Origin of the sequence: Kocuria sp. WN036 (assembly GCF_002287015.1) — a bacterium.
Classification (GTDB): Bacteria; Actinomycetota; Actinomycetes; order Actinomycetales; family Micrococcaceae; genus Kocuria; species Kocuria rosea.
Map to the genome: position 1 here is coordinate 21095 of NZ_NSKF01000006.1, position 19771 is coordinate 40865.

Sequence of the window (19771 nt, forward strand, 5' to 3'; positions counted from 1 at the left end):
CCTCCTCGGTCTGCCCGGCCCGCGGCCGGGGCTCAGTCGGTGAGCGGCCCGTACCCCAGGTACCGGGAGTACATGCCGTACACCTTGCGGATCCCGTGCTCCACGTCGGCCACGGTGGTGCCCGGGCGCAGGTCGTCCACGGCCCCGGCGGTGGCCGGGTCCCAGTCCAGGTCGAGGGCCGAGTAGACGTCGGTGAGCACCGAGCGGATGGGCTCGGACTGCTCGACCACGAGCACGGTGCTGAAGTACCAGGCGCCCGCGACCACCCGCTGGGCCGTCCCGGCCAGCTTCACCTTCCGGCCCGGGGTGGACGACGACGCCGGGTGCGTCCCGTGCACGCTGTGCTCGCCGGCACAGTACTCGCCCGGGATCTCGCCGACGTCGGCCTCGACCTCGAGCTCCTCCAGGGCGGCCACGATCATGTCGCCGAAGAGCCGGTAGCGGTCCTGGATGCCCGAGGTGGGGTCCTCGGCGGCCTCGAGGTGGTCGATGATCAGGCACCCGCCGTGGTAGGCCGCGGCGCGGCCCCCCACCTTGCGTACCAGGGGCTCGAACCCGCTCTCGCGGGCGGCCCGGGCGGCGTCGGGGAAGCCCGGGCGCAGCTCGTCCCGGCGGCCGAAGGCGACCGTGGGGGCCGGTTCGTACAGGCGCAGGACGGGCCCGCTGCGGCGCACGTCGGCGAGGAGGGTCATGGCGCTCTCGTAGTCCTGCTGGGCGCCCAGGGACTCGCGCTGGCGGAGAAGTTTCATGCTGGCCCCAGTCTAGTGGCGGATCCGGACGGTCCTGCGGCAGGTCACGCCCCGGTGATCCCGCTGCCGCGGAACCAGCGCCCCAGGGCCAGGGCGCTGAGCTCGACCTTCTCGGCCCACGCGACCGCCTCCTCGTCGGCGGCGTCCGAGACGTGCTTGACCATCCGCAGCGGCACGCCCAGGTGCCGGCAGGCCACCGCGATCGCCCAGCCCTCCATGTCCACGAGGTCCGCCCGGGCGGCCAGGGCGTCCCGGGCGGGTCCGCCGGCCACGAAGGAGTCCCCGGTGGCGAGCACGGGGCCGTCGCCGCCGAGCTCGATGACGTTGTCCACGGGGATCCCGGCCGCGCGCAGCAGCTCCTCGTCCACGTCCCGGTTGATGATCCGGGAGGGCTCGAGCACCCCGGTCAGCCCGTGCTTGAGGGCGCCGGCGCTGCCGATGTTGAGCACCGTCAGCTCCGCCCGGCGCGCGGGGTCCGGGCAGCGGGTCAGCACCGCCTCGGTGGTGCGCACCGCCGCGGCCGACATCCCGACACCGGTCAGGACCAGGTCGATGTCCTCCGGGAAGTACTTGGTCTCCAGGGGGTGGGCGGCGAGAACGAGCAGCTGTGGCACCCCGTCACTCTATCCGCACTCCCCTCCCGCTCCCGCCCGGCCTGGCCTCCCGGCGGGGAGGTCAGGCCGGGCGGGTGGTGAACAGCGCGGCGAGCCGCCGGTCGGAGTCCGCCTGGGCGTCGAGATCGTGCGCGCCACCCGTCACGAGCAGCTCGTCCGCCCCGGTGCGCGCGAGCAGCCGTTCCAGCTGGTCCCGGACCTCCGGGGCCGTGCCGTGGACGGAGGACGTGAGGGTCTCCTGCACGAGGGCCCGCTCCCGGGCCGTGAGCCCGTCCGGCTCCGCGGGCCGTGCGGGCGCCAGGGGCGGGAACTCGCCCCGCGTGCGGGAGGCGGCCAGGGCGCGGGCCTCGGGCAGCAGCAGTTCACGGGCGGCCGCGCGGGTCCGCGCCACCGCGACGTTCGCCGAGACCACCGCGTAGGGCTCCGGCCACCACGACGACGGGCGGAACTGCGCGCGGTACCGCTCGAGCACCGCGGCGCCGCCGCCGGGGCCCTCGCGGAAGATCGCCGGGCCGCCGAGCACCACGGCGAGTCCCGCCCGGGCCGCGGTCTCCACCCCGGCGCCGGTCGCCAGGACGAAGACCGGCGTGGCGGCGTGGTTGCGGGGCCGGGCGGTCACCGGGGCCGCGCCGGAGAGGTGCGCGAGCAGCTCGGCCAGGTCGTCCCCGAAGCGGTCCGCGGCCTCCTTGCCGGTGCGCAGCGCGTCCCGGACCGCGGCGGTAAAGCCGAGGGAGCGGCCCACGCCGAGGTCGATCCGGCCGGGGTGCAGGGCCTCGAGGGTGGCGGCCTGCTCGGCGACCACGAGGGGCTGGTGGTTGGGGAGCATGATCCCGCCGGAGCCGATCCGGAGACGTCGGGTCCGGGCGGCCAGAGCGGCCATCAGCACCGCCGGCGCGGACCCGGCGATCCCGGGCACCGCGTGGTGCTCGGCCACCCAGAACCGGTGGTAGCCCAGCTCCTCCGCGCGCTCGGCCCGCTCCAGGACGCGGGCGAGGTCCTCGGCCTCCGTGGAGCCGTCCCGGGTGTTGGCGCGGTCGAGGAGGGAGAGCGGGACGTCGGAGAGGGCCATGGTGCGCACAACCCGGGCGGCGCCGGAAGCATTCCGGGCCGCTGCCGGAGTCCGGGACGGTCAGGGCCGGCGCCGGACCTGGATCCGTCCCTCCTCGACGCGGGTCTCGTAGCTGGGCTGCGCGGCGGTCGCCGGTCCGCGGACCACGGCGCCGTCCGCGAGCCGGAAGGTGCTGCCGTGCCAGGGGCAGGTGACGCAGCCGCCGTCGACCGTCCCCTCCTCGAGCGGGCCGCCCAGGTGGCTGCAGACGCTGTCGAGGGCCTCGACCCGGTCCCCGTCGCGGACGAGCAGCACCGAGACGCTGCCGGCCGGCACCCGTCGGTGCTCGCCGGCGGCGAGCTCGGCGTCGGCGAGGACGTCGGTCCACCGCCGTGGGCCTCTCCGCCAGGCGGTGCGGTTGACGTTGACGCCCCGCGCGAAGACGAGGTGGCCGCCCAGGTAGCCCCCGCCCGTGACGCAGCCGTAGCCGACCAGGGCGAGGGCCCTGCCGGCGCCGCGCCGGCCCCGGAGCCGGGCGGCGAGCGAGGCCGCGTAGAACGTCAGGGCCACGCTGTTGGCGGTCGCGTGCACCAGACCGATGCGCCGGTCGGCGCCCTGGGTGTCGGACCAGTCGTTGAGCCCGGTCGCCGCCGTGGGGACGGCGGCGGCCAGCCCCGCGGCCACGAGCACGTCGGCGGCGCGGGCCGTTCTGGGGCCGCCGGCCAGGTCCAGCACCGCCGCCATGGTCCACGCACCGATCGGGACGTCGGTGAGGAGGGGGTGCAAGGGGTGCCCGATCACTGTGCCGCTCAGCACGTTGCGCACCGGCGTGGGCCGCACCGCCCGGCCCACGGCGCGGGCCAGGGGCTCGGCCACCCGGTCCAGCGCCTTCCACGTCTCCACGCGGGCCACCAGGTCCTCGAGCTGTGTCATGACCGCCTCCTCAGCGCCGGGGCGGTCAGTGTCCCACCCCGCGCCGGGCGGGACAAGGACGTCCTGGTGTGTGAAGACCGGTGGCGCCGGGAGCCGTTCAGCCGGCGCGGTCGAGGGCCTCCTCGGCGGCGACCCAGCCGAGCATGGCGCACTTGACGCGGGCCACGAACCGGGAGACCCCGGCGAAGGCGGCGGCGTCGCCGAGGACCTCCTCGTCGGGGACCACGGTGCCCCGCGAGCGCAGGAGGTCCCGGAACGCGCCGATCATTTCCACCAGCTCGGCCCGCGTCATCCCGGGGGCGGTCTCGGCCAGCACGGAGGCCGCGGCCATGGAGATCGAGCAGCCCTCGCCCTCCCAGCTGAGTCGGGTCACCACCGGCTCCGCGTCCCCGGGGCCGGTCGCGAGCTCGACCCGCACGGTGATCTCGTCGCCGCATGTGGGGTTGTACTGGTGGGACTCCCCGGCCCCGTGCCCGGGTGCCGGGGCGGCCAGGCCCTCGCCGGAGCGCCGCTTGGCGTGGTCGAGGATGACCTCCTGGTACATCCCGTCCAGCGCGCTCATCGCGTGTTCTCCAAGCGGAAGTAGCCGCGGACCCCGGCGAGCTCGGCCAGGAACCGGTCGACGTCGGCGGTGGTGTTGTACAGGTAGGCGCTGGCCCGCGTGCTGGCGGTCAGCCCCAGCGCCCGGTGCAGCGGCTGGGCGCAGTGGTGGCCCACCCGCACGGCCACCCCGGCGGAGTCCAGCACCTGCCCGACGTCGTGGGCGTGCACCCCCGCCACGTCCACGGCCGCCAGACCCACCCGTTCGGCGCCCGGGGGCGGGCCGATCAGCCGGATCCCCTCCAGCTGGGCGAGACCGGCCGCGAGCCGCTGCCCCAGCTCGTGCTCGTGGGCCGCGACCCGCTCCATCCCGATGCCCTGCAGGTAGCGCACCGCCTCGGCCAGCGCCACGGCTTGGGCGACCCGCTGGGTGCCGGCCTCGAAGCGGGTCGGAGCCGGCAGGTAGCGGGCGGACTCCATCGTGACCTTCGTGATCATGGATCCGCCGGTGAGGAACGGGGGCATCGCGTCCAGCAGCTCGGACCGCCCCCACAGCGCTCCGATGCCGGTGGGACCGAGCATCTTGTGCCCGGAGAACACCGCGAAGTCGACCCCCAGGGCGGGGAGGTCCACGGGCAGGTGCGGCACCGACTGGCAGGCGTCCAGCACGGTCAGCGCCTCCGCCGCCCGGGCCAGCTCGACGAGACGGGCGACGTCGGTGATCGCGCCGGTGACGTTGGAGACGTGGCTGAAGGCCACCACCCGGGTGCGCTCGCCGATGACCTCGGCGGCGGCCCCGAGATCGAGGGCGCCGGTCTCATCGACGGGGATCCAGCGCAGGGCGGCCCCGGTGCGGGCGGCCAGCTCCTGCCACGGGATGAGGTTGGCGTGGTGCTCGGCCTCCGTGGTGACGATCTCGTCTCCCGGGCCCAGCCGGAAGCGGGCGGCCGTCCCTCCCCCGCGTCCGGCCGAGGCGTTGGAGAAGGAGTAGGTGATCAGGTTGATCGCCTCGGTGGCGTTGGAGGTCCACACCAGCTCCCGCTCGGTGCCGCCCACGAACCCGGCCACCACCCGGCGGGCCTCCTCGTAGGCGTCGGTGGCCTCCACGGCCAGGGCGTGGGCGCCGCGGTGGACCGCGGCGTTGCGGTGCAGGTAGAAGTCCCGCTCGGCGTCCAGGACGGCCAGGGGCTTCTGCGAGGTCGCCCCGGAGTCCAGGTAGACCGACGGGCTGTTCGTCAGCAGCGGGAAGTCCTCCCGCAGCGCACGCACCTCGGGATCGGTCAGGGGCAGCACGTGGTTTCCTTCCATGCTCCGACACTGTACGGGCCGGGGCCGGGGGTTCTCCGGCCGGGCGCCTCCCGGCGTCACGGGCGGGCTACCGGTGGCGGGGGCGCAGATAGGTGTTGCCGTTCGCGTCCTTCTCGACCACGAACTCGTCCTGCAGGTCCTGGTACCACTGCTGCGTCTGCTCGCTGGGCTGGTCCTGGCCCCGGAGGTCGCGGGGGCTGCGCACGGCGGGGCCGTAGAAGCGCATGGCGAAGTCGTCGAAGCGCCGGAACAGGCTGCGCCGGGGCTCGTCGTCGTCGGCGTGCTGGTGCTTGCGCATGGTGTCCTTCCGGGTGGCGGGCCGGGCCGTCTCCCCCCATGATCTCCCGCCGGTCCGCGGAAGGCGAACCCGGAACGGTGCGCGAGGAGCCCCAGCCGGCGGTACGGGACGACGGCGGCCCACGGGGCGACCGGGTGGGCGGCCTGTCAGGAGAACACCCGAACGTATTGACGGCCATCGATGCTGGTGGCACTCTTCCACATAGACGGACGTCGATACCAAGGAGCGTTCGTCGCACCCGAAAGGAACCCGTCATGTCCAGAGTCCAGCTCGCCCTGCGTGTGGCCGACCTCGAGCGCTCCATCGAGTTCTACTCCACCCTGTTCCGCACGGCCCCGGCCAAACGGCGCCCGGGCTACGCCAACTTCGCCATCGCGGAGCCGCCGCTGAAGCTCGTGCTGCTGGAGGGCGAACCCGGTGACGACACCCGCATGGACCACCTCGGCGTGGAGGTGGAGAGCACCGAGATCGTCGAGGCGGCCGCGCAGCGCCTGGCCGACGCCGGCCTGGCCACCCGCCCGGAGGAGCAGACCACCTGCTGCTACGCCGTCCAGGACAAGGTCTGGGTGACCGGACCGGGCCGGGAGCCGTGGGAGGTCTACACCGTCACCGCCGACGCCCGGCCCGACCTGGAGGGCAGGACCGGCCGGGAGCTCTCCGAGGTGGGCGGCGACGGCTCGTGCTGCACCTCCGACCCCCGGCCGGAGCCCGTCAGCCCGTGACGGCCCCGCCGCGGTCGGCGACTCCGGCGGGTGCCGCCGACCGCGGCGGGCGCAGGACAGCCCTCGCCGCACCGCCGGAGCGGTGACCGGAGCAGTGGCCGGGGTGGTGGCCGGGACAGCCCCGTGGACCGGGCCGTCCAATGGCGTCACGAAAGGGAACGCCCCTGGTGACCACCTGGTTGCAGGAGTAAACTGACACCCTCAGCTGTTGCGCCTCGGCGCCGGGACGTCGTTCCCGGTGCCACCGGTTCCCCGGGGGCGCACCGCGTCCCGGGGGACGTCTCCCGGTCGGCCGGGGGCCGGCCGAGGACTCCGGCACGCGCCACCGGCGCCCGTGCCGACGATCCGTCTCATGACCTCGGGGACCCGCCATGAAACACCCACTCCTCTCGCGCGTGCTCACCGGCGCGTCGGCCACCGTGCTGGCGACCGCCGGGCTCGCCGTGGGCGCACCCGCCCACGCCGCGACCGCGCAGCCCATGTTCTCCTACGCCCAGGGCTGGCGCACCGACCAGCACGTGCGCGAGCTCGCGGACGTCAACGGCGACGGCCGCGCCGACGTCGTCGGCTTCGGCGGCGCCGGCGTCCAGGTCGCCTTCGGCCGGGCCGACGGCACCTTCGGCGCGCCGCGCATGAGCGTGCGCGACTTCGGCACCGCGCAGGGCTGGTCCGGGGCACGGCACGTGCGCACGCTCGCGGACGTCGACGGCGACCGCCGGGACGACATCGTGGGCTTCGGCGACGCCGGCGTCTACGTGGCCTACTCCCAGGGCGACGGCAGCTTCACCGCGCCGCAGCTCAAGGTCCGCGACTTCGGCTGGAACCAGGGCTGGCGCGTCGACCGGCACCCGCGCGAGCTCGCCGACCTCAACGGCAACCTGACCGCCGACATCGTGGGCTTCGGGCACTCGGGCGTCACCGTCTCCCACGGACTGTCCAACCGGACGTTCACCGGGACCGGCAAGCGCATCGACAGCTACGGCTGGGACCGCGGCTGGCGGGTCGACAAGAACCCCCGGATGCTCGCGGACGTCGACGGCAACAGCACCGCCGACATCGTGGGCTTCGGGGACGCCGGCACGTACGTCTCCTACTTCTCGGCGCTCGGGGACACGTTCACCCAGCCCGCGCTGGAGATCCGCAACTTCGGCTACGCCCAGGGCTGGCGCGTGGGCCAGCACCCGCGGATGCTGGCCGACGTCAATGTCAACCCCGCCGGCAACGCCGCGGCGGACATCATCGGCTTCGGCTACTCCGGGGTCTCCGTGGCGCACTCGCTCAACGGAGGGAACTACACCGGCGTGGCACTGCGGGTGAACGACTTCGGCCAGGCCCAGGGGTGGCGGGGCGACCGGCACCTGCGGACCCACGCGGACATCAACGTCGACGGCATCCAGGACCTGGTGGGCTTCGGCAACGCCGGGGTCCACGTGGCCCACGGCCGGGCGGACGGCACCTTCGCCCCGGTGTACCTGAAGGTCGCCGCCTTCGGCTACGACCAGGGGTGGACGGAGGACCGGTATCCGCGCCTGCTCGGTGACGTCAACGGCGACGGCCGCGACGACGTCGTCGGCTTCGGGCACTCGGCCACGTACGTGCAGCTCTCGTGAGCCTGCCGGCCGCGATCCGTCGCGGCCGGGCCACGGCTCCGCCCCCGTCCGCACGGACAGGGGCGGGGCCGTGCTACGTGACGGGCTTCGGCTCCGCGCCGCGCTCGTGCACGTAGGCGGCCATGGTGATCACGGTGACGAGCTGCACGGCGACCACCACGAAGGTCCAGCCGCCCTCCGCGACGACGTAGACGGCGGCGGAGACGGCGAGCACCAGCGGCAGGACGCGCGACGCGGCGAGCGCTCGGCCGGACTCCCCGGGGGCCCCCGGCGGGTCGGGGCCGTGCCCGGCGGCCGGCTCCGCGTGCTCCGGGAGATCCGACGGTTCCGGCGGTTCCGGGGCGGGCTCGGCGGCGGGCTCGGTCCGTCGGCGTCGCCCGGTGTGGACGGTGCTGACCAGCACCGCCACGTAGAGGGCCGCGACGAGACCGGTGACGAACAGCATGACGGTGCCGTCGTCGTCTCCGACGTACAGCCCCACGACGAGACCGAGGGCCACCGGCAGGAGCCAGAGCCCCAGGAGCAGCCTGTCACGCACGGTCAGCACGAGGCCCTCCCCTCGTTCGACGATCCCCGTGACCGCATCCTCGCACCCGGCGACCCCGCGTGTCTGACCCCTCATCCGGGGATGGCGCGGGCGTCCTCGGACGGCGCGGTGACCTCCGGCGTCACACACGCGGGGGCCGCCGTCCTCTGCGGCGCGCCGTGCGGTGCCGGACGGGCACCGGACGTAGAACAGGAGGGTGCCCCGCGCGATCCCCCGACGCGTGCCCTCCCCCAGGCGCACTTCCTCTCGTCCCCCCAGGAGCACCATGCGCAACACCCTCTTCCCCTCGCCTGCCCCGGGAGCGGACCCGGCGTCCCGCCGCGGTGTCGCCGCGGGCCGGTGGATCGTGGCGGGGCCGCTGCACCTCGTCCTGGCGATCGGGCTGGTGGCGGGCTGCGCGTCCAGCACCGCGTCCACCGGCCCGGCCCCCGGCCCCGCCCCGGGGACCGTGACGACGGTGCCCGCCGCCCCCTCCCCGAGCGCCGAGCCCGGCAGCACGCCCTCGCCCACGGCGTCGAGGACACCGGGGACGGTCACCACGGTCACCCCGTCGCCGAGCTCCGCCCCGGAGCCGTCGGAGACCCCCGTCCGGGCCGTCGCCCCGCCCTCGGGGGCGTTCCTCGCCCTGGAGGACCTGCCGGTCGCCGCCGCCGGGACGATGTCCGACTACGACCGCGACGCCCTGTTCGGCGGGTGGATCGACGCCGACGGCGACTGCGAGGACTCCCGCAACGAGGTCCTGGCCCGGGACCTGACCGGCATCACCTCCGCCGACGGGTGCAGGGTCGACACCGGCACCCTCGCCGACCCGTACACGGGGGCGTCCATCGACTTCGTCCGCGGGGTCGCGACCTCCGCCGACGTCCAGGTGGACCACGTGGTCTCGCTCGGCAACGCCTGGGTCACCGGGGCGCGCCGGCTCTCCCCGGCCGACCGCGTGGCCCTCGCCAACGACCCGCTGAACCTGCTGACGGTCGACGGCCCGGCCAACGGCTCGAAGTCCGACCAGGACGCCTCGCGGTGGCTGCCCCCGAACCGGGCCTTCGCCTGCGAGATGGTGGCCGTCCAGATCGCGGTGAAGACCCGCTACGGCCTGTGGGTCACCGCCCCGGAGAAGACCGCCATGGCCGAGGTGCTCTCCGGCTGCCCCGACCAGCAGCTGCCCGGCGGCACGCCGTTCGGCGACATCCCCGGAGGCGCCGGGGCCGCCCCGGCGCCCGCCGAGAAGGCCCCGGCCGGTCAGGCTCCCGTGCCCGCGGCCGTGCACTACGCCAACTGCACGGCCGCCCGGGAGGCCGGCGCCGCACCGCTGCTGCGCGGGGAGCCCGGTTACCGGGAGGCCATGGACGGCGACTCCGACGGCGTCGCGTGCGAGTAGGACGACAGCGGGACGGGGACCGCACGACGGACGCCACCCGCTGCGTCGCCGCCCCCACCGTCCCCGCGGCCGCCGCCGGCCGGCGCCGGGGACGCGCGGCCGCGCTCAGCCCTGCCAGGCGGTCCGACCACCGGCGCGGCGGGCGAACTCCGCGGCGCGGCGGTGCGGCAGCGCGTCCCACAGGGACCCCGCGGCCATGCCGACGAACCACAGGCACGGGAACCACCAGCGCCCGCCGCCCAGGTGCAGATAGCACGACACGACGAGGACGAGGGTCAGCGCGATGTTGAGGAACATCAGCGTCATCTGGTGCGGCACAGCGGCCCCCTTCACAGTTCTGCGGCATGCCCTCCGCATCGTGGCACGGCCCGCCCCTCCCCGTCTGACCCCTCTTGGGTGGGCAACTCTCCGGCGGGCCACCCCGGTTCGCCGCCCGGCCCGCCTACAGTGGGAACCCCGCCCCCCAGCGAAGCAGAGGCACCCCATGAGCACGAAGGCCGTCGTCACCAGTCTGTTCCTCGCGTCCGGTCTCGCCCTGGCCGGCTGCGCCGGTGACCCCCCGGTCCAGGAGGACACCCCCGCCGCCCGGACCTCGCCCTCCCCCTCGGGCACGGCCCCGGAGACGACTCCCGAGTCGACCCCCGAGCCCACGGAGCCCCCGGAGTCCACGGAGCCCGCGGCGCAGCCCGACGACGCGGACGAGGAGCCGGCCGCGGAGTCGCCGGCGCAGCCCGGGGCCGCGCCCGCGGAGCCCGTCCCCGCCGACGCGTGGTCCGCGTTCTCCACGACGCCCGAAGGGCAGCCCTACGCCGGGACCGTCTCCGGGATCGAGCAGCAGGCGGCCCCGGGCGGCGGTCTCGTGCACCGGCTCACCGCGGACACGAACGACCGCGCCGTGGCCGTCGAGATCTGCCGGGCCTACCAGGCCGCGATGAGCACCGGCCAGGACCGGATCGACGTCGTCGACACCGTCGGGCAGCTCCTCGCCTTCGCCCCGGGCGGCCCCGGGACCTGCCAGGTGCAGGTCAGCACGGACGTCGGGGCCGTGCCCTTCCCGGCGAAGTTCAGCTACGAGGAGGCACTGGCCGCGTGGCGGAGCGGGGTGCCCTACTACGACGCCTTCTGCATCAACTACGACCCGGTGACGGAGGCCGGCGCCGCCCAGTGCACGGGCATCGAGAACGGCACCGTGGACAGCGTGACCGGGGAGTACATCCGCGGCTGACCTCGGGCCGGCGCCTCAGGTCCCGCAGTAGGTCGTGTAGGCGCCGAAGTCCTCCGGGGGGCCGGCGGCGTAGCGCTCCAGGCCCGGACGCTCCTCGTAGGGGGCGGTCACCGCCTCCAGGAGCCGTCCCAGCGGGTCGAGGTCGCCGTCCACGGCGGCGGCGAGGGCCTCCTCCACGAGGTGGTTGCGGGGGATGTGCACGGGATTCACGCGGTCCATCGCCTCGGGGTCCGGCCCCACGGCGAGCCAGCGCTCGGCCCAGGCGTCGAAGGCCGGCAGATCGAGGACCAGGTCGCGCGCGGCGGTCGCGCCGGTGCGGGCGGTCCCGGCGAGGGCGCGGAAGAACGAGGTCCAGTCGACGCGGTTCTGCTGGAGCAGCACGAGCAGGTCGTCGACCAGGAACGAGGCGACCTCGTCGTCGAGGTCCTCGGGCAAGCCGAGCTTCGAGCGGATCCCCGCGGACCAGGCCGCGCTGTACTGCGGCACGAACGCCCCGAGCGCCCCCTCCGCCAGGGACACCGCCCGGTCCTGGTCCTCGTCCAGCAGCGGCAGCATGGCCTCGGCGAGCCGGGCGAGGTTCCACTGCGCGGCGACCGGCTGGTTCCGGTAGGAGTAGCGCCCGCCGTGGTCGATCGAGCTGTACACCGCGGCCGGGTCGAAGGCGTCCAGGAACGCGCACGGGCCGTAGTCGATGGTCTCCCCCGAGATGGTCGTGTTGTCGGTGTTCATCACCCCGTGCACGAACCCCAGGAGCATCCACCGGGCCACGAGCGAGGCCTGGGCGGCGACGACCGCCTCGAAGAGCGCGAGGTACGGGTGCTCGGCGCCGGCGGCGCCGGGGTGGTGGCGGCTGATGGCGTGGTCGGCGAGCCGGCGCAGGAGGTCGGGGTCGCCCGTGGCGCGGGCGTACTGGAAGGTGCCCACGCGCAGGTGGCTGCTCGCCACCCGGGCGAGCACAGCCCCCGGCATCAGTGTCTCGCGGCGCACCTGCCGCCCGGTGGCCACCACGGCCAGGGACCGGGTGGTGGGGACGCCCAGGGCGTGCATCGCCTCGCTGACGATGTACTCGCGCAGCATGGGCCCGATCGCCGCGAGACCGTCGCCGCCGCGCGCGAACGGCGTCCGCCCGGAGCCCTTGAGGTGCAGGTCCCGCCGGCGGCCGCCGGCGTCCACGATCTCGCCCAGCAGCAGGGCGCGCCCGTCGCCGAGGCGCGGGGAGAACGCGCCGAACTGGTGCCCGGAGTAGGCCTGCGCCACCGGTGTCGCCCCGGGCGGCACGAGGTTGCCGACCAGCAGGCGTGCGCCCTCCGGGCCACTGAGCCACTCCGGGTCCAGCCCCAGGTCGGCGGCGAGGGACTCGTTGAGCACCAGCAGCCGGGGCTCGGCGACGTCGTCGGCCCGCCAGGGCACGGACAGCTCCCCCAGCTCCTGGGCGAAGCGGCTCTCGAAGGTGACGGTGGACAGGGCTGCGGTGCTCACGATGTCCACGCTACCCCGCGGACCCGTCGCCGCCGAGGGGTCGGCGGGATCAGGAGTGCTCGGCGGTCCGCAGCACGGCCACGAGGAAGTCGCTGTCCTCCCGGAACGGGCGCAGGTCCCAGGTGGAGAGCAGCACATCGGGCACGAGCCCGGCCCGCTCGGCGTCCTGCAGGAACTCCGCGAACGGGTAGCCGCGGCCGGCGCCGAAGCCCAAGGCCACCCGGCCGTCGGCGGCCAGGTGGAGGCGGAGACGGCGCAGCACCTCGAGGCGCGTGCTGGGGGCCAGGAAGGCCATCACGTTGCCGGCGCACACCACGGCGTCGAAGGGCTCCGGGACGCCCCGGGCGGGCAGGTCCAGCTCGGCCAGGTCCCCCACGAGCCACCGGGGACCCGGGTGGTCCTCCCGGGCGGCGGAGACCAGCGCGGGGTCGACGTCGATCCCGACGACGGTGTGCCCGCGGCGGTGCAGGTGGCCGCCCAGCCGGCCGGGACCGCACCCGGCGTCGAGGATCCGGGAGCCGGGCGGGACCATGGCCTCGACCAGCCGCGCCTCCCCCACGACGTCCTCACCGGCGGCCGCCATGGTCCGGAACCGTTCGACGTACCACGACGAGTGCCCGGGATCCGCGCGCACCTTCTGCATCCACATGCTCTGCTCGACCACACGGCCAGGGTACCGCCCGCCAGGCGGACTCCCGCGGTCCGGTCGCGGCGGGCCCGTTGCGGGGCCTCGAGCTCCGCGACCCGGTTGACGGGCTGGTTGCCGTCGTCGTCGACGTCGCGGTTGGGGTGGACCACCATCTTGCCGCCGGCCAGCCAGCCGACACGGGTCATGCTCGCCCCCGTGAGGAAGGGCGGCGCCACGTGCCCGCGCTGCAGGAGACGGCGGGTCAGATCGGAGGACTGCTCTGACCGGCGGTGACCGGGCCCGCCCTCTTCCCTCCGTTTTCAGGCTACAGCGCGCCGGGGGGCTTGCGGCAAGACCCCGGTCGGGCCGCAGAATGCTCGGGCCGGGAGCGGCACCTGCGGACGGAAGGGCAGCGGATGGACGAGCACGAGGTGGTGGTCGTCGGCGGCGGGCCGACGGGTCTGATGCTGGCGGGAGAGCTGGCGCTGGCGGGGGTCGACGTCGTCGTCCTCGAGCGGAGGACCGGTCAGGAGCTCGTCGGCTCCCGCGCCGGCGGGCTGCACGCGCGGACCATCGAGGTCCTCGACCAGCGCGGCGTCGCCGACCGGTTCCTCACCGAGGGCACGATCGCCCAGGTCGCCGGGTTCGCCGGCACCCCCCTGGACCTCAGCGACTTCCCCACCCGGCACCCCTACGGTCTCGCGCTGTGGCAGAACCACATCGAGCGGCTCCTGGCCGGCTGGATCGGCGAGCTGGGGGTGCCGGTCCGCTACGGGCACGAGGTGACGGGCGTGGCCCAGGACGGGACGGGCGTCGACGTCGAGCCGGCCGACGGCCGGCCGCTGCGGGCGCAGTACGTCGTCGGGTGCGACGGAGGACGGAGCCGGATCCGGAAGGCTGCGGGCATCGGGTTCCCCGGGTGGGACCCGACGACGAGCAGTCTGCTCGCCGAGGTGGAGCTGGCCGAGGAGCCGGAGTGGGGCATCCACCAGGACGCCGTCGGCAAGCACGCCTTCCGCCCGCCCCAGGACGGAGGGCCGGCGGGGGTCATGGTGACCGAGCACCATGTGGGGCCCGGCCGCGAGCCCACCCTGCGCGATCTCCGCGCGGCGCTCGTCGCGGTGTACGGGACGGACTACGGGGTGCACAGCCCCACCTGGATCACGCGGTTCACCGACACGACCCGGCAGGCGGCGTCCTACCGGAACGGGCGCGTCCTGCTGGCCGGCGACGCCGCGCACGTGCACGCCCCGGACGGTGGGCAGGGCCTCAACACCGGGGTTCAGGACGCGGTGAACCTGGGCTGGAAGCTGGCCCAGGTCGTCGGAGGGACCTCACCGGAGGACCTCCTGGACAGCTACCACGCCGAACGCCACCCGGTGGCCGCCCGCGTGCTGCGCCTCACCATGGCGCAGGTCGCGCTGCGCCGCCCCGACGACCGCGTCCGGGCCGTGGGCGAGACGGTCGCCGAGCTTCTGGCCATGGACGAGCCGCGCCGGCGGTACGCGGCGACGATGTCCGGCCTGGACATCCACTACGACCTCGGCGCGGGACACCCGCTGCTCGGGCGGCGCATGCCTGATCTCGACCTCCGCACGGCCGGCGGCCCGGCGCGGGTCTTCGCCCTCCTGCACGCGGCACGGCCGGTGCTGCTCGAGCTCGGCACGCCCGGCGGTGTCGACATCGGGCCCTGGGCGGACCGCGTGCGACGGGTCACCGCCGCGCACCACGGCCGCTGGGAGCTCCCGGTGCTCGGGCCGGTCACCCCGCCCACCGCGGTGCTCATCCGGCCGGACGGGCACGTGGCCTGGGTGGGCGAGGGCGACACGTCAGGGCTCGAGGCCGCGCTCACCACGTGGTGCGGCCCGCCGGCCGGTCACCGTGCCGTCAGCGCAGATCGAACCGGTCGAGCTCCATGACCTTGACCCACGCGGCGACGAAGTCGCGCACGAACTTCTCCTGCGCGTCGTCGCTCGCGTAGACCTCCGAGATCGCCCGCAGCTGGGAGTGCGAGCCGAAGACCAGATCGGCGGCGGTGGCCGTCCACCTGAGCTCGTCCGTGGCGAGATCACGGATCTCGAAGACCTCCTCCGAATCCTCGGACGCCCTCCACTCCGTGCCGGCGGCGAGGAGATTGACGAAGAAGTCGTTGGTCAGCGCCTCCTTCCGGTCGGTGAGGACACCGTGCTCCGACTGCCCGTGGTTCGTCCCCAGGCTCCGCATGCCGCCGACCAGGACCGTCATCTCGGGGGCGGTGAGGTTGAGCATGTACGCGCGGTCGAGCAGCAGCGTCTCGGGCGAGAGCCGCACGTCGGACTGCACGAAGTTCCGGAAGCCGTCGGCCTGCGGCTCGAGCACCGCGAAGGACTCGACGTCGGTCTGCTCCTGCGCGGCGTCCGTGCGCCCGGCCCGGAACGGGACCTGGACCGGGTGACCGGCGTTCCGGGCCGCGCGCTCGACGGCCGCGCAGCCGCCGAGCACGATCAGGTCGGCCAGCGAGATCCTCGTGCCGTCGGACCGACCGCCGTTGAAGTCCTCCCGGACCTGCTCGAGGACGCGCACCACCTCGGCCAGCCGCTCCGGCTCGTTCACCTCCCAGTCGCGCTGCGGCTCGAGCCGGATGCGGGCGCCGTTGGCCCCGCCCCGGTTGTCGGTGCCCCGGAAGCTCGCCGCGGAGGCCCACGCGGTGGAGGCCAGCTGCGCCACGGTCAGCCCCGAGCCGAGGAGGGTCTCCTTCAGGGCGGCGACGTCCTCGTCCCCGACCAGTTCGTGGTCGACCGCCGGGACCGGGTCCTGCCACAGCTGCGGCTCCGGGACCCACGGCCCCAGGAAGCGCGTGACCGGGCCCATGTCGCGGTGCAGCAGCTTGTACCAGGCCTTGGCGAACGCCTCGGCGAACTCGTCCGGGTGCTCGTGGAACCGCCGCGAGATCTTCTCGTACACCGGATCCGCCCGGAGCGCGAGGTCGGTCGTCAGCATCGTCGGCCGGTGCTTCCGCCCCGGGTCGAAGGCGTCCGGGACGGTCTCGGTCGCGTCCTCGGCGACCCACTGGTGGGCCCCCGCGGGGCTCTCGGTCAGCTCCCACTCGTGGTCGAACAGGTTGCCGAAGAAGCCGTTGCCCCACTGGGTCGGGGTGCTGGTCCAGGTCACCTCCAGACCGCTGGTGATCGTGTCCGGCCCCCTGCCCGTCCCGTAGCTGCTCCTCCAGCCCAGGCCCTGCCCCGTGACCGGGCACGCCTCGGGCTCGGGGCCCACGTGATCGGCGGGCCCGGCCCCGTGGGTCTTCCCGAAGGAGTGCCCGCCGGCGATGAGCGCGACCGTCTCCTCGTCGTTCATCGCCATGCGGCCGAACGTGTCGCGGATGTCCCGGGCGGACGCGAGCGGGTCGGGGTTGCCGCCGGGGCCCTCGGGGTTGACGTAGATCAGCCCCATCTGGACCGCGGCCAGCGGGCCCGAGAGCTCGCGGTCGCCGGCGTAGCGCTCGTCGCCGAGCCAGGTGTCCTCCGGGCCCCAGAACATCTCCTCGGGCTCCCACACGTCCTCGCGCCCGAAACCGAAGCCGAACGTCCGGAAGCCCATCGACTCGAGCGCCACGTTCCCGGCGAGCACCAGCAGGTCGGCCCACGAGATCTTCCGGCCGTACTTCTGCTTGACCGGCCACAGCAGACGCCGGGCCTTGTCCAGGTTGGCGTTGTCCGGCCAGCTGTTGAGCGGGGCGAACCGCTGGGCGCCCTCCCCGGCTCCCCCGCGGCCGTCCGCGATCCGGTAGGTGCCGGCCGAGTGCCAGCTCATCCGGATGAACAGCCCTCCGTAGTGCCCGAAGTCGGCGGGCCACCAGTCCTGCGAGGTGGTCATGAGCTCGACGAGGTCGCGCTTGAGCTCCTCGACGTCGAGCGTGGCGAACTCCTTCGCGTAGTCGAAGCCGGGGCCCAGCGGGTCGGTCGTGGTCGAGTGCTTCCGCAGGACGTTCAGGTCCAGCTGGTTGGGCCACCAGTCCTGGACCGTCCGCGGCTGACCGGTCTTGGGGGTGGGCGCGTCGATCGCCGGGTTCTCGCTCTCGCTGCCGTGCACGGGAGCATCAGGCGTCTGGGACATGGGTCTTCCTTCCAGGATGGCGGTACCGGTCCGGGGCCGGCGGTGGCCGGGTGGGGTGCTGGGCCGAGGGGCGCCGCTCAGGGAACCGAGCCGGTCCCGCCCCGGCTACCAGCACATGATGGCGGTGTCCCCGGACTGTCCTGCCCAGGCGAGCCTGACGCGGACGACGTACCGCCTCCCCCGGAAGAGCTTCGCCGACAGGGTGGAGTTGCGGTCCTCCCCGCTGTCCTCGTCGCCGGCGAGGAAGCGCAGCTCTCCGTCGACCTCCTCGAAGAGCACCAGGGTGGTGTCCGCCGTCCCGAAGGTGGCGATCTGGTGCTTCCGCGACAGGGCAGGGGTGATCTCGAAGTCCGCCTGCTGCCCCGGGACCAGGGTCAGGGGCGTGGACCGGAACGGCTCGAGCGTCGGGAGCACGTGCGGCAGGACCGGGTAGAACTTCCGCACCCAGTCCTGGTCCTTGGCCGACAGGCCGCCCGGAGGGCTGATGCCCGGCTGGTAGCGGGCGGGCTCCTTGATGAGGCCTCCGGGGAAGGAGTACTGCATCACCGAGTCGGGGTCCCAGGTCGAGCCCTCCACCTCGTCCTGGCCCAGTTTGCGCAGGACGTTGTGGTGCGTGGTCTCCGGGGACCAGTGGTTCGGTGCCCCGGCGAAGAACGCGTAGACCTTCGCCTCGTCCCAGACGATCCCGGCGAACGGGTTCTGGTGCTCGTGGGGCAGGCCCATCGTGTGGCCGATCTCGTGCAGCGCCGTGGTGCGCCCGTACTCGTCGGTCAGGTCCCAGCCGAAGTTCATGGTCGCGTCCTGGGTGCCGATCGTCAGGACGTCCCTGCCCAGATAGGACCACGACCCGTCGGCCTGGTCGAAGGAGATCCGGACCTCGGCCTCCCCCGGCTCGTCCACCTCCTGGAATCCGAGGCCGATCTCCAGGTCCTTCCACTCCCGGAACGCGCTGCGCACCGCCTGGCGCTGCGGCTCGGGGCCCTCTCGGAACGCGTAGCGGAGCACGGTACCGTTGACCCACTTCTGGGCCATCACCCGGACGAGGCGCTGTCTGATGCCCACCAGCCCCTCCGGGAGGGGACGCACGATGCGTGGCTTGGCAGCACAGTAGGGACGAACTGAGGAATTCATCGTTCTCGGCTCCTGGACAAGCGCCTGTCGTGTGATCGCGACTCCCGCACGTCCCGTTCGGGGTGGCAGGAGGACCCCCGGCAATCGTTCTCCAACGCTTTTTTGCGGCGTACGGAGAATACCGGCGGAGTGATGTGCATCGACATAATCACGGGTGGGTCGCACGTCAAAGCAGACGGACGTTCCCGTGCTGCGGCTGTGACCATGTGACGCCGAGATGAAGATTTCCGGTGCACGGGTTCGTGCCCTGGTCAGAGCGTGTTTCGGTGTGCGGACGGGAAAACCAGGGAATTTCCGCGACCGCTGATTGTTGTCCGGCGAATTCTTTCTCGTCACACGGGGCCCGATATCGGGTAGCCGTTCCGTGCCCGCACGGCATTTGCTGTACTGACCTCGGGGATCGAACCTGCCGAAGGGGCGTGGACAGCATGGAACGGTATGCCGACCTGGTGCTGGAGGGCGGGGGCGTCAAGGGCATCGCCCTGGTGGGAGCCATCGAGGTCCTCGAGGAGCACGGCTACCGCTTCAAACGGGTCGCCGGCACCTCCGCCGGAGCGATCGTCGGGGCCCTGGTCGCCGCCGGCGCCCCGGCGAGCAAGCTGGTGGACATCATCGGCTCCGTCCAGTACCCGGACTTCCGCGACGGCTCCCGCCTCACGCGCTACACCGCGGGCAAGGCCGCAGGGATCCTCGCCCGCAACGGCATCTACCTCGGCGAGCACCTCCGATCCTGGTTGCAGTCCCAGCTCGACGAGTACGGGGTGCGGACCTTCGCCGACCTGCCCTACACCGACGAGGAACGGCCCCCCGCCCCGGAGCGGTCCTACCGGCTGGTGGTCACCGCCTCGGACATCAGCAGGGGCCGGCTGCGCTACCTGCCCTGGGACTACGACGACTTCGGCCGTGACCGGGGCGCCCAGCACGTGGTCGAGGCGGTCCGGGCCTCGATGTCCATCCCGTTCTTCTACCGGCCCGTCCGCTGGGACACCGCCGACGGGAAGAAGGCGTGGCTGGTCGACGGCGGCATGCTCTCCAACTTCCCGATCGCCGCCTTCGACGCCCCGCCGGGCACCGTTCCGCGGTGGCCCACGCTGGGCATCAAGCTCTCGGCCCATCCGGACGCGGTCCAGGGCACGGGGTACCCGATCAAGGGGCCGGTGAGCATGAGCCGGGCGATGCTCAAGACCATGACCGGCTTCTACGACCAGATGCACATCGAGTCCCCCGACGCCCAGGCCCGCACGATCTTCGTCGACACCGGCACCATCCGCGCCACCGACTTCAACCTCACCGACGAGGACCGGGACTTCCTCTACCGCAGCGGCCGGGCGGCCGCCGAGAAGTTCCTCGACGGCTCGCCCACCCGACCGCCGTGGGATTTCGACGCCTACATCGCCGCCCATCGCTGAGGCGTGCCCGGGCCTGCCGATCCGGTCGAGCCGGAGTGCCGGCCCCGTCCCGCCCGC

General features: G+C 74.0%; 19 protein-coding genes. 6 read left to right on the forward strand and 13 right to left on the reverse strand.

Annotated elements, in window-relative coordinates; translation table 11 throughout:
• Positions 1–32 precede the first annotated feature (32 nt).
• From CK505_RS05595 to CK505_RS05625, 7 genes are all read right to left on the reverse strand, one after another.
• Positions 33–749, reverse strand: a complete 717-nt coding sequence (locus CK505_RS05595) for a lipoate--protein ligase family protein (protein ID WP_095650499.1) — start codon at positions 747–749, stop codon at positions 33–35.
• Positions 750–793: 44 nt separating this feature from the next.
• Positions 794–1363 (reverse strand): nucleosidase, encoded by a 570-nt coding sequence (locus CK505_RS05600; protein ID WP_017834636.1) that lies wholly within the window; start codon positions 1361–1363, stop codon positions 794–796.
• 61 nt (positions 1364–1424) lie between these two features.
• Positions 1425–2432 carry an MsnO8 family LLM class oxidoreductase gene (locus tag CK505_RS05605; protein WP_035929088.1) on the reverse strand — a complete coding sequence of 336 codons (1008 nt, stop codon included), beginning with the start codon at positions 2430–2432 and terminating at the stop codon, positions 1425–1427.
• A gap of 60 nt (positions 2433–2492) precedes the next feature.
• Positions 2493–3344 (reverse strand): Rieske (2Fe-2S) protein, encoded by an 852-nt coding sequence (locus CK505_RS05610; RefSeq protein ID WP_017834634.1) that lies wholly within the window; start codon positions 3342–3344, stop codon positions 2493–2495.
• A gap of 97 nt (positions 3345–3441) precedes the next feature.
• The gene (gene sufU / locus CK505_RS05615; RefSeq protein ID WP_035929092.1) at positions 3442–3906 is read right to left on the reverse strand and encodes a Fe-S cluster assembly sulfur transfer protein SufU; all 465 of its coding nucleotides are present in this window, start codon (positions 3904–3906) and stop codon (positions 3442–3444) included.
• Positions 3903–5192, reverse strand: a complete 1290-nt coding sequence (locus CK505_RS05620; protein WP_095650500.1) for an aminotransferase class V-fold PLP-dependent enzyme — start codon at positions 5190–5192, stop codon at positions 3903–3905. The genes sufU and CK505_RS05620 overlap by 4 nt, the downstream gene beginning before the upstream one ends.
• A 67-nt stretch (positions 5193–5259) precedes the next feature.
• A complete protein-coding gene (locus CK505_RS05625; RefSeq protein WP_017834631.1) occupies positions 5260–5490 on the reverse strand; it encodes a hypothetical protein in 231 nt (76 codons plus the stop codon).
• A gap of 254 nt (positions 5491–5744) precedes the next feature.
• Between CK505_RS05625 and CK505_RS05630 the strand changes: the two genes are divergently transcribed.
• Complete coding sequence (locus CK505_RS05630) at positions 5745–6212, forward strand: ArsI/CadI family heavy metal resistance metalloenzyme (RefSeq protein WP_017834630.1); 468 nt, start codon at positions 5745–5747, stop codon at positions 6210–6212.
• Positions 6213–6583: 371 nt separating this feature from the next.
• Positions 6584–7822 carry a VCBS repeat-containing protein gene (locus tag CK505_RS05635; RefSeq protein WP_255250893.1) on the forward strand — a complete coding sequence of 413 codons (1239 nt, stop codon included), beginning with the start codon at positions 6584–6586 and terminating at the stop codon, positions 7820–7822.
• Between the two features lie 73 nt (positions 7823–7895).
• Here the strand turns inward: CK505_RS05635 and CK505_RS05640 are convergent, their stop codons facing one another.
• Positions 7896–8369: a hypothetical protein gene (locus CK505_RS05640; RefSeq protein ID WP_095650502.1), complete on the reverse strand. Its 474-nt coding sequence runs from the start codon at positions 8367–8369 to the stop codon at positions 7896–7898.
• Between the two features lie 265 nt (positions 8370–8634).
• On the opposite strand from CK505_RS05640, the gene CK505_RS05645 reads away from it, so the two are divergent.
• Complete coding sequence (locus tag CK505_RS05645; RefSeq protein WP_095650503.1) at positions 8635–9747, forward strand: excalibur calcium-binding domain-containing protein; 1113 nt, start codon at positions 8635–8637, stop codon at positions 9745–9747.
• Between the two features lie 105 nt (positions 9748–9852).
• On the opposite strand, the gene CK505_RS05650 is transcribed toward CK505_RS05645, so the two are convergent.
• Positions 9853–10065, reverse strand: coding sequence for a hypothetical protein (locus CK505_RS05650; protein WP_095650504.1), 213 nt, complete (start codon positions 10063–10065; stop codon positions 9853–9855).
• 166 nt (positions 10066–10231) lie between these two features.
• Here CK505_RS05650 and CK505_RS05655 point away from each other — a divergent pair, with 166 nt between their 5' ends.
• A complete protein-coding gene (locus CK505_RS05655; RefSeq protein ID WP_095650505.1) occupies positions 10232–10972 on the forward strand; it encodes a hypothetical protein in 741 nt (246 codons plus the stop codon).
• Positions 10973–10987: 15 nt separating this feature from the next.
• On the opposite strand, the gene CK505_RS05660 is transcribed toward CK505_RS05655, so the two are convergent.
• Both CK505_RS05660 and CK505_RS05665 read right to left on the reverse strand, forming a co-directional pair.
• Entirely contained in the window at positions 10988–12451 is a 1464-nt protein-coding gene (locus tag CK505_RS05660) for a YdiU family protein (RefSeq protein WP_176475296.1), read from the reverse strand.
• Positions 12452–12500: 49 nt separating this feature from the next.
• Positions 12501–13115 carry a class I SAM-dependent methyltransferase gene (locus CK505_RS05665; RefSeq protein WP_095650507.1) on the reverse strand — a complete coding sequence of 205 codons (615 nt, stop codon included), beginning with the start codon at positions 13113–13115 and terminating at the stop codon, positions 12501–12503.
• Positions 13116–13495: 380 nt separating this feature from the next.
• Here CK505_RS05665 and CK505_RS05670 point away from each other — a divergent pair, with 380 nt between their 5' ends.
• Complete coding sequence (locus CK505_RS05670) at positions 13496–14998, forward strand: FAD-dependent monooxygenase (protein WP_095650508.1); 1503 nt, start codon at positions 13496–13498, stop codon at positions 14996–14998.
• Here CK505_RS05670 and katG read toward each other — a convergent pair.
• Both katG and CK505_RS05680 read right to left on the reverse strand, forming a co-directional pair.
• Positions 14967–17174, reverse strand: a complete 2208-nt coding sequence (katG, locus tag CK505_RS05675; protein ID WP_095650509.1) for a catalase/peroxidase HPI — start codon at positions 17172–17174, stop codon at positions 14967–14969. The two genes, CK505_RS05670 and katG, sit on opposite strands and share 32 nt — an antisense overlap.
• 105 nt (positions 17175–17279) lie before the next feature.
• Entirely contained in the window at positions 17280–18236 is a 957-nt protein-coding gene (locus tag CK505_RS05680) for a M12 family metallopeptidase (RefSeq protein WP_095650510.1), read from the reverse strand.
• 497 nt (positions 18237–18733) lie between these two features.
• On the opposite strand from CK505_RS05680, the gene CK505_RS05685 reads away from it, so the two are divergent.
• Entirely contained in the window at positions 18734–19714 is a 981-nt protein-coding gene (locus CK505_RS05685) for a patatin-like phospholipase family protein (RefSeq protein WP_017834619.1), read from the forward strand.
• Positions 19715–19771: the final 57 nt, after the last annotated feature.

What these genes read in the sequence shown, in the direction of transcription:
- CK505_RS05595 (WP_095650499.1), bottom strand. Translation starts at nt 749, where the DNA reads ATGAAACTTCTCCGCCAGCGCGAGTCCCTGGGCGCCCAGCAGGACTAC.
- CK505_RS05605 (WP_035929088.1), bottom strand. Translation starts at nt 2,432, where the DNA reads ATGGCCCTCTCCGACGTCCCGCTCTCCCTCCTCGACCGCGCCAACACC.
- CK505_RS05610 (WP_017834634.1), bottom strand. Translation starts at nt 3,344, where the DNA reads ATGACACAGCTCGAGGACCTGGTGGCCCGCGTGGAGACGTGGAAGGCG.
- sufU (WP_035929092.1), bottom strand. Translation starts at nt 3,906, where the DNA reads ATGAGCGCGCTGGACGGGATGTACCAGGAGGTCATCCTCGACCACGCC.
- CK505_RS05620 (WP_095650500.1), bottom strand. Translation starts at nt 5,192, where the DNA reads ATGGAAGGAAACCACGTGCTGCCCCTGACCGATCCCGAGGTGCGTGCG.
- CK505_RS05625 (WP_017834631.1), bottom strand. Translation starts at nt 5,490, where the DNA reads ATGCGCAAGCACCAGCACGCCGACGACGACGAGCCCCGGCGCAGCCTG.
- CK505_RS05630 (WP_017834630.1), top strand. Translation starts at nt 5,745, where the DNA reads ATGTCCAGAGTCCAGCTCGCCCTGCGTGTGGCCGACCTCGAGCGCTCC.
- CK505_RS05635 (WP_255250893.1), top strand. Translation starts at nt 6,584, where the DNA reads ATGAAACACCCACTCCTCTCGCGCGTGCTCACCGGCGCGTCGGCCACC.
- CK505_RS05645 (WP_095650503.1), top strand. Translation starts at nt 8,635, where the DNA reads ATGCGCAACACCCTCTTCCCCTCGCCTGCCCCGGGAGCGGACCCGGCG.
- CK505_RS05655 (WP_095650505.1), top strand. Translation starts at nt 10,232, where the DNA reads ATGAGCACGAAGGCCGTCGTCACCAGTCTGTTCCTCGCGTCCGGTCTC.
- CK505_RS05670 (WP_095650508.1), top strand. Translation starts at nt 13,496, where the DNA reads ATGGACGAGCACGAGGTGGTGGTCGTCGGCGGCGGGCCGACGGGTCTG.
- katG (WP_095650509.1), bottom strand. Translation starts at nt 17,174, where the DNA reads ATGTCCCAGACGCCTGATGCTCCCGTGCACGGCAGCGAGAGCGAGAAC.
- CK505_RS05685 (WP_017834619.1), top strand. Translation starts at nt 18,734, where the DNA reads ATGGAACGGTATGCCGACCTGGTGCTGGAGGGCGGGGGCGTCAAGGGC.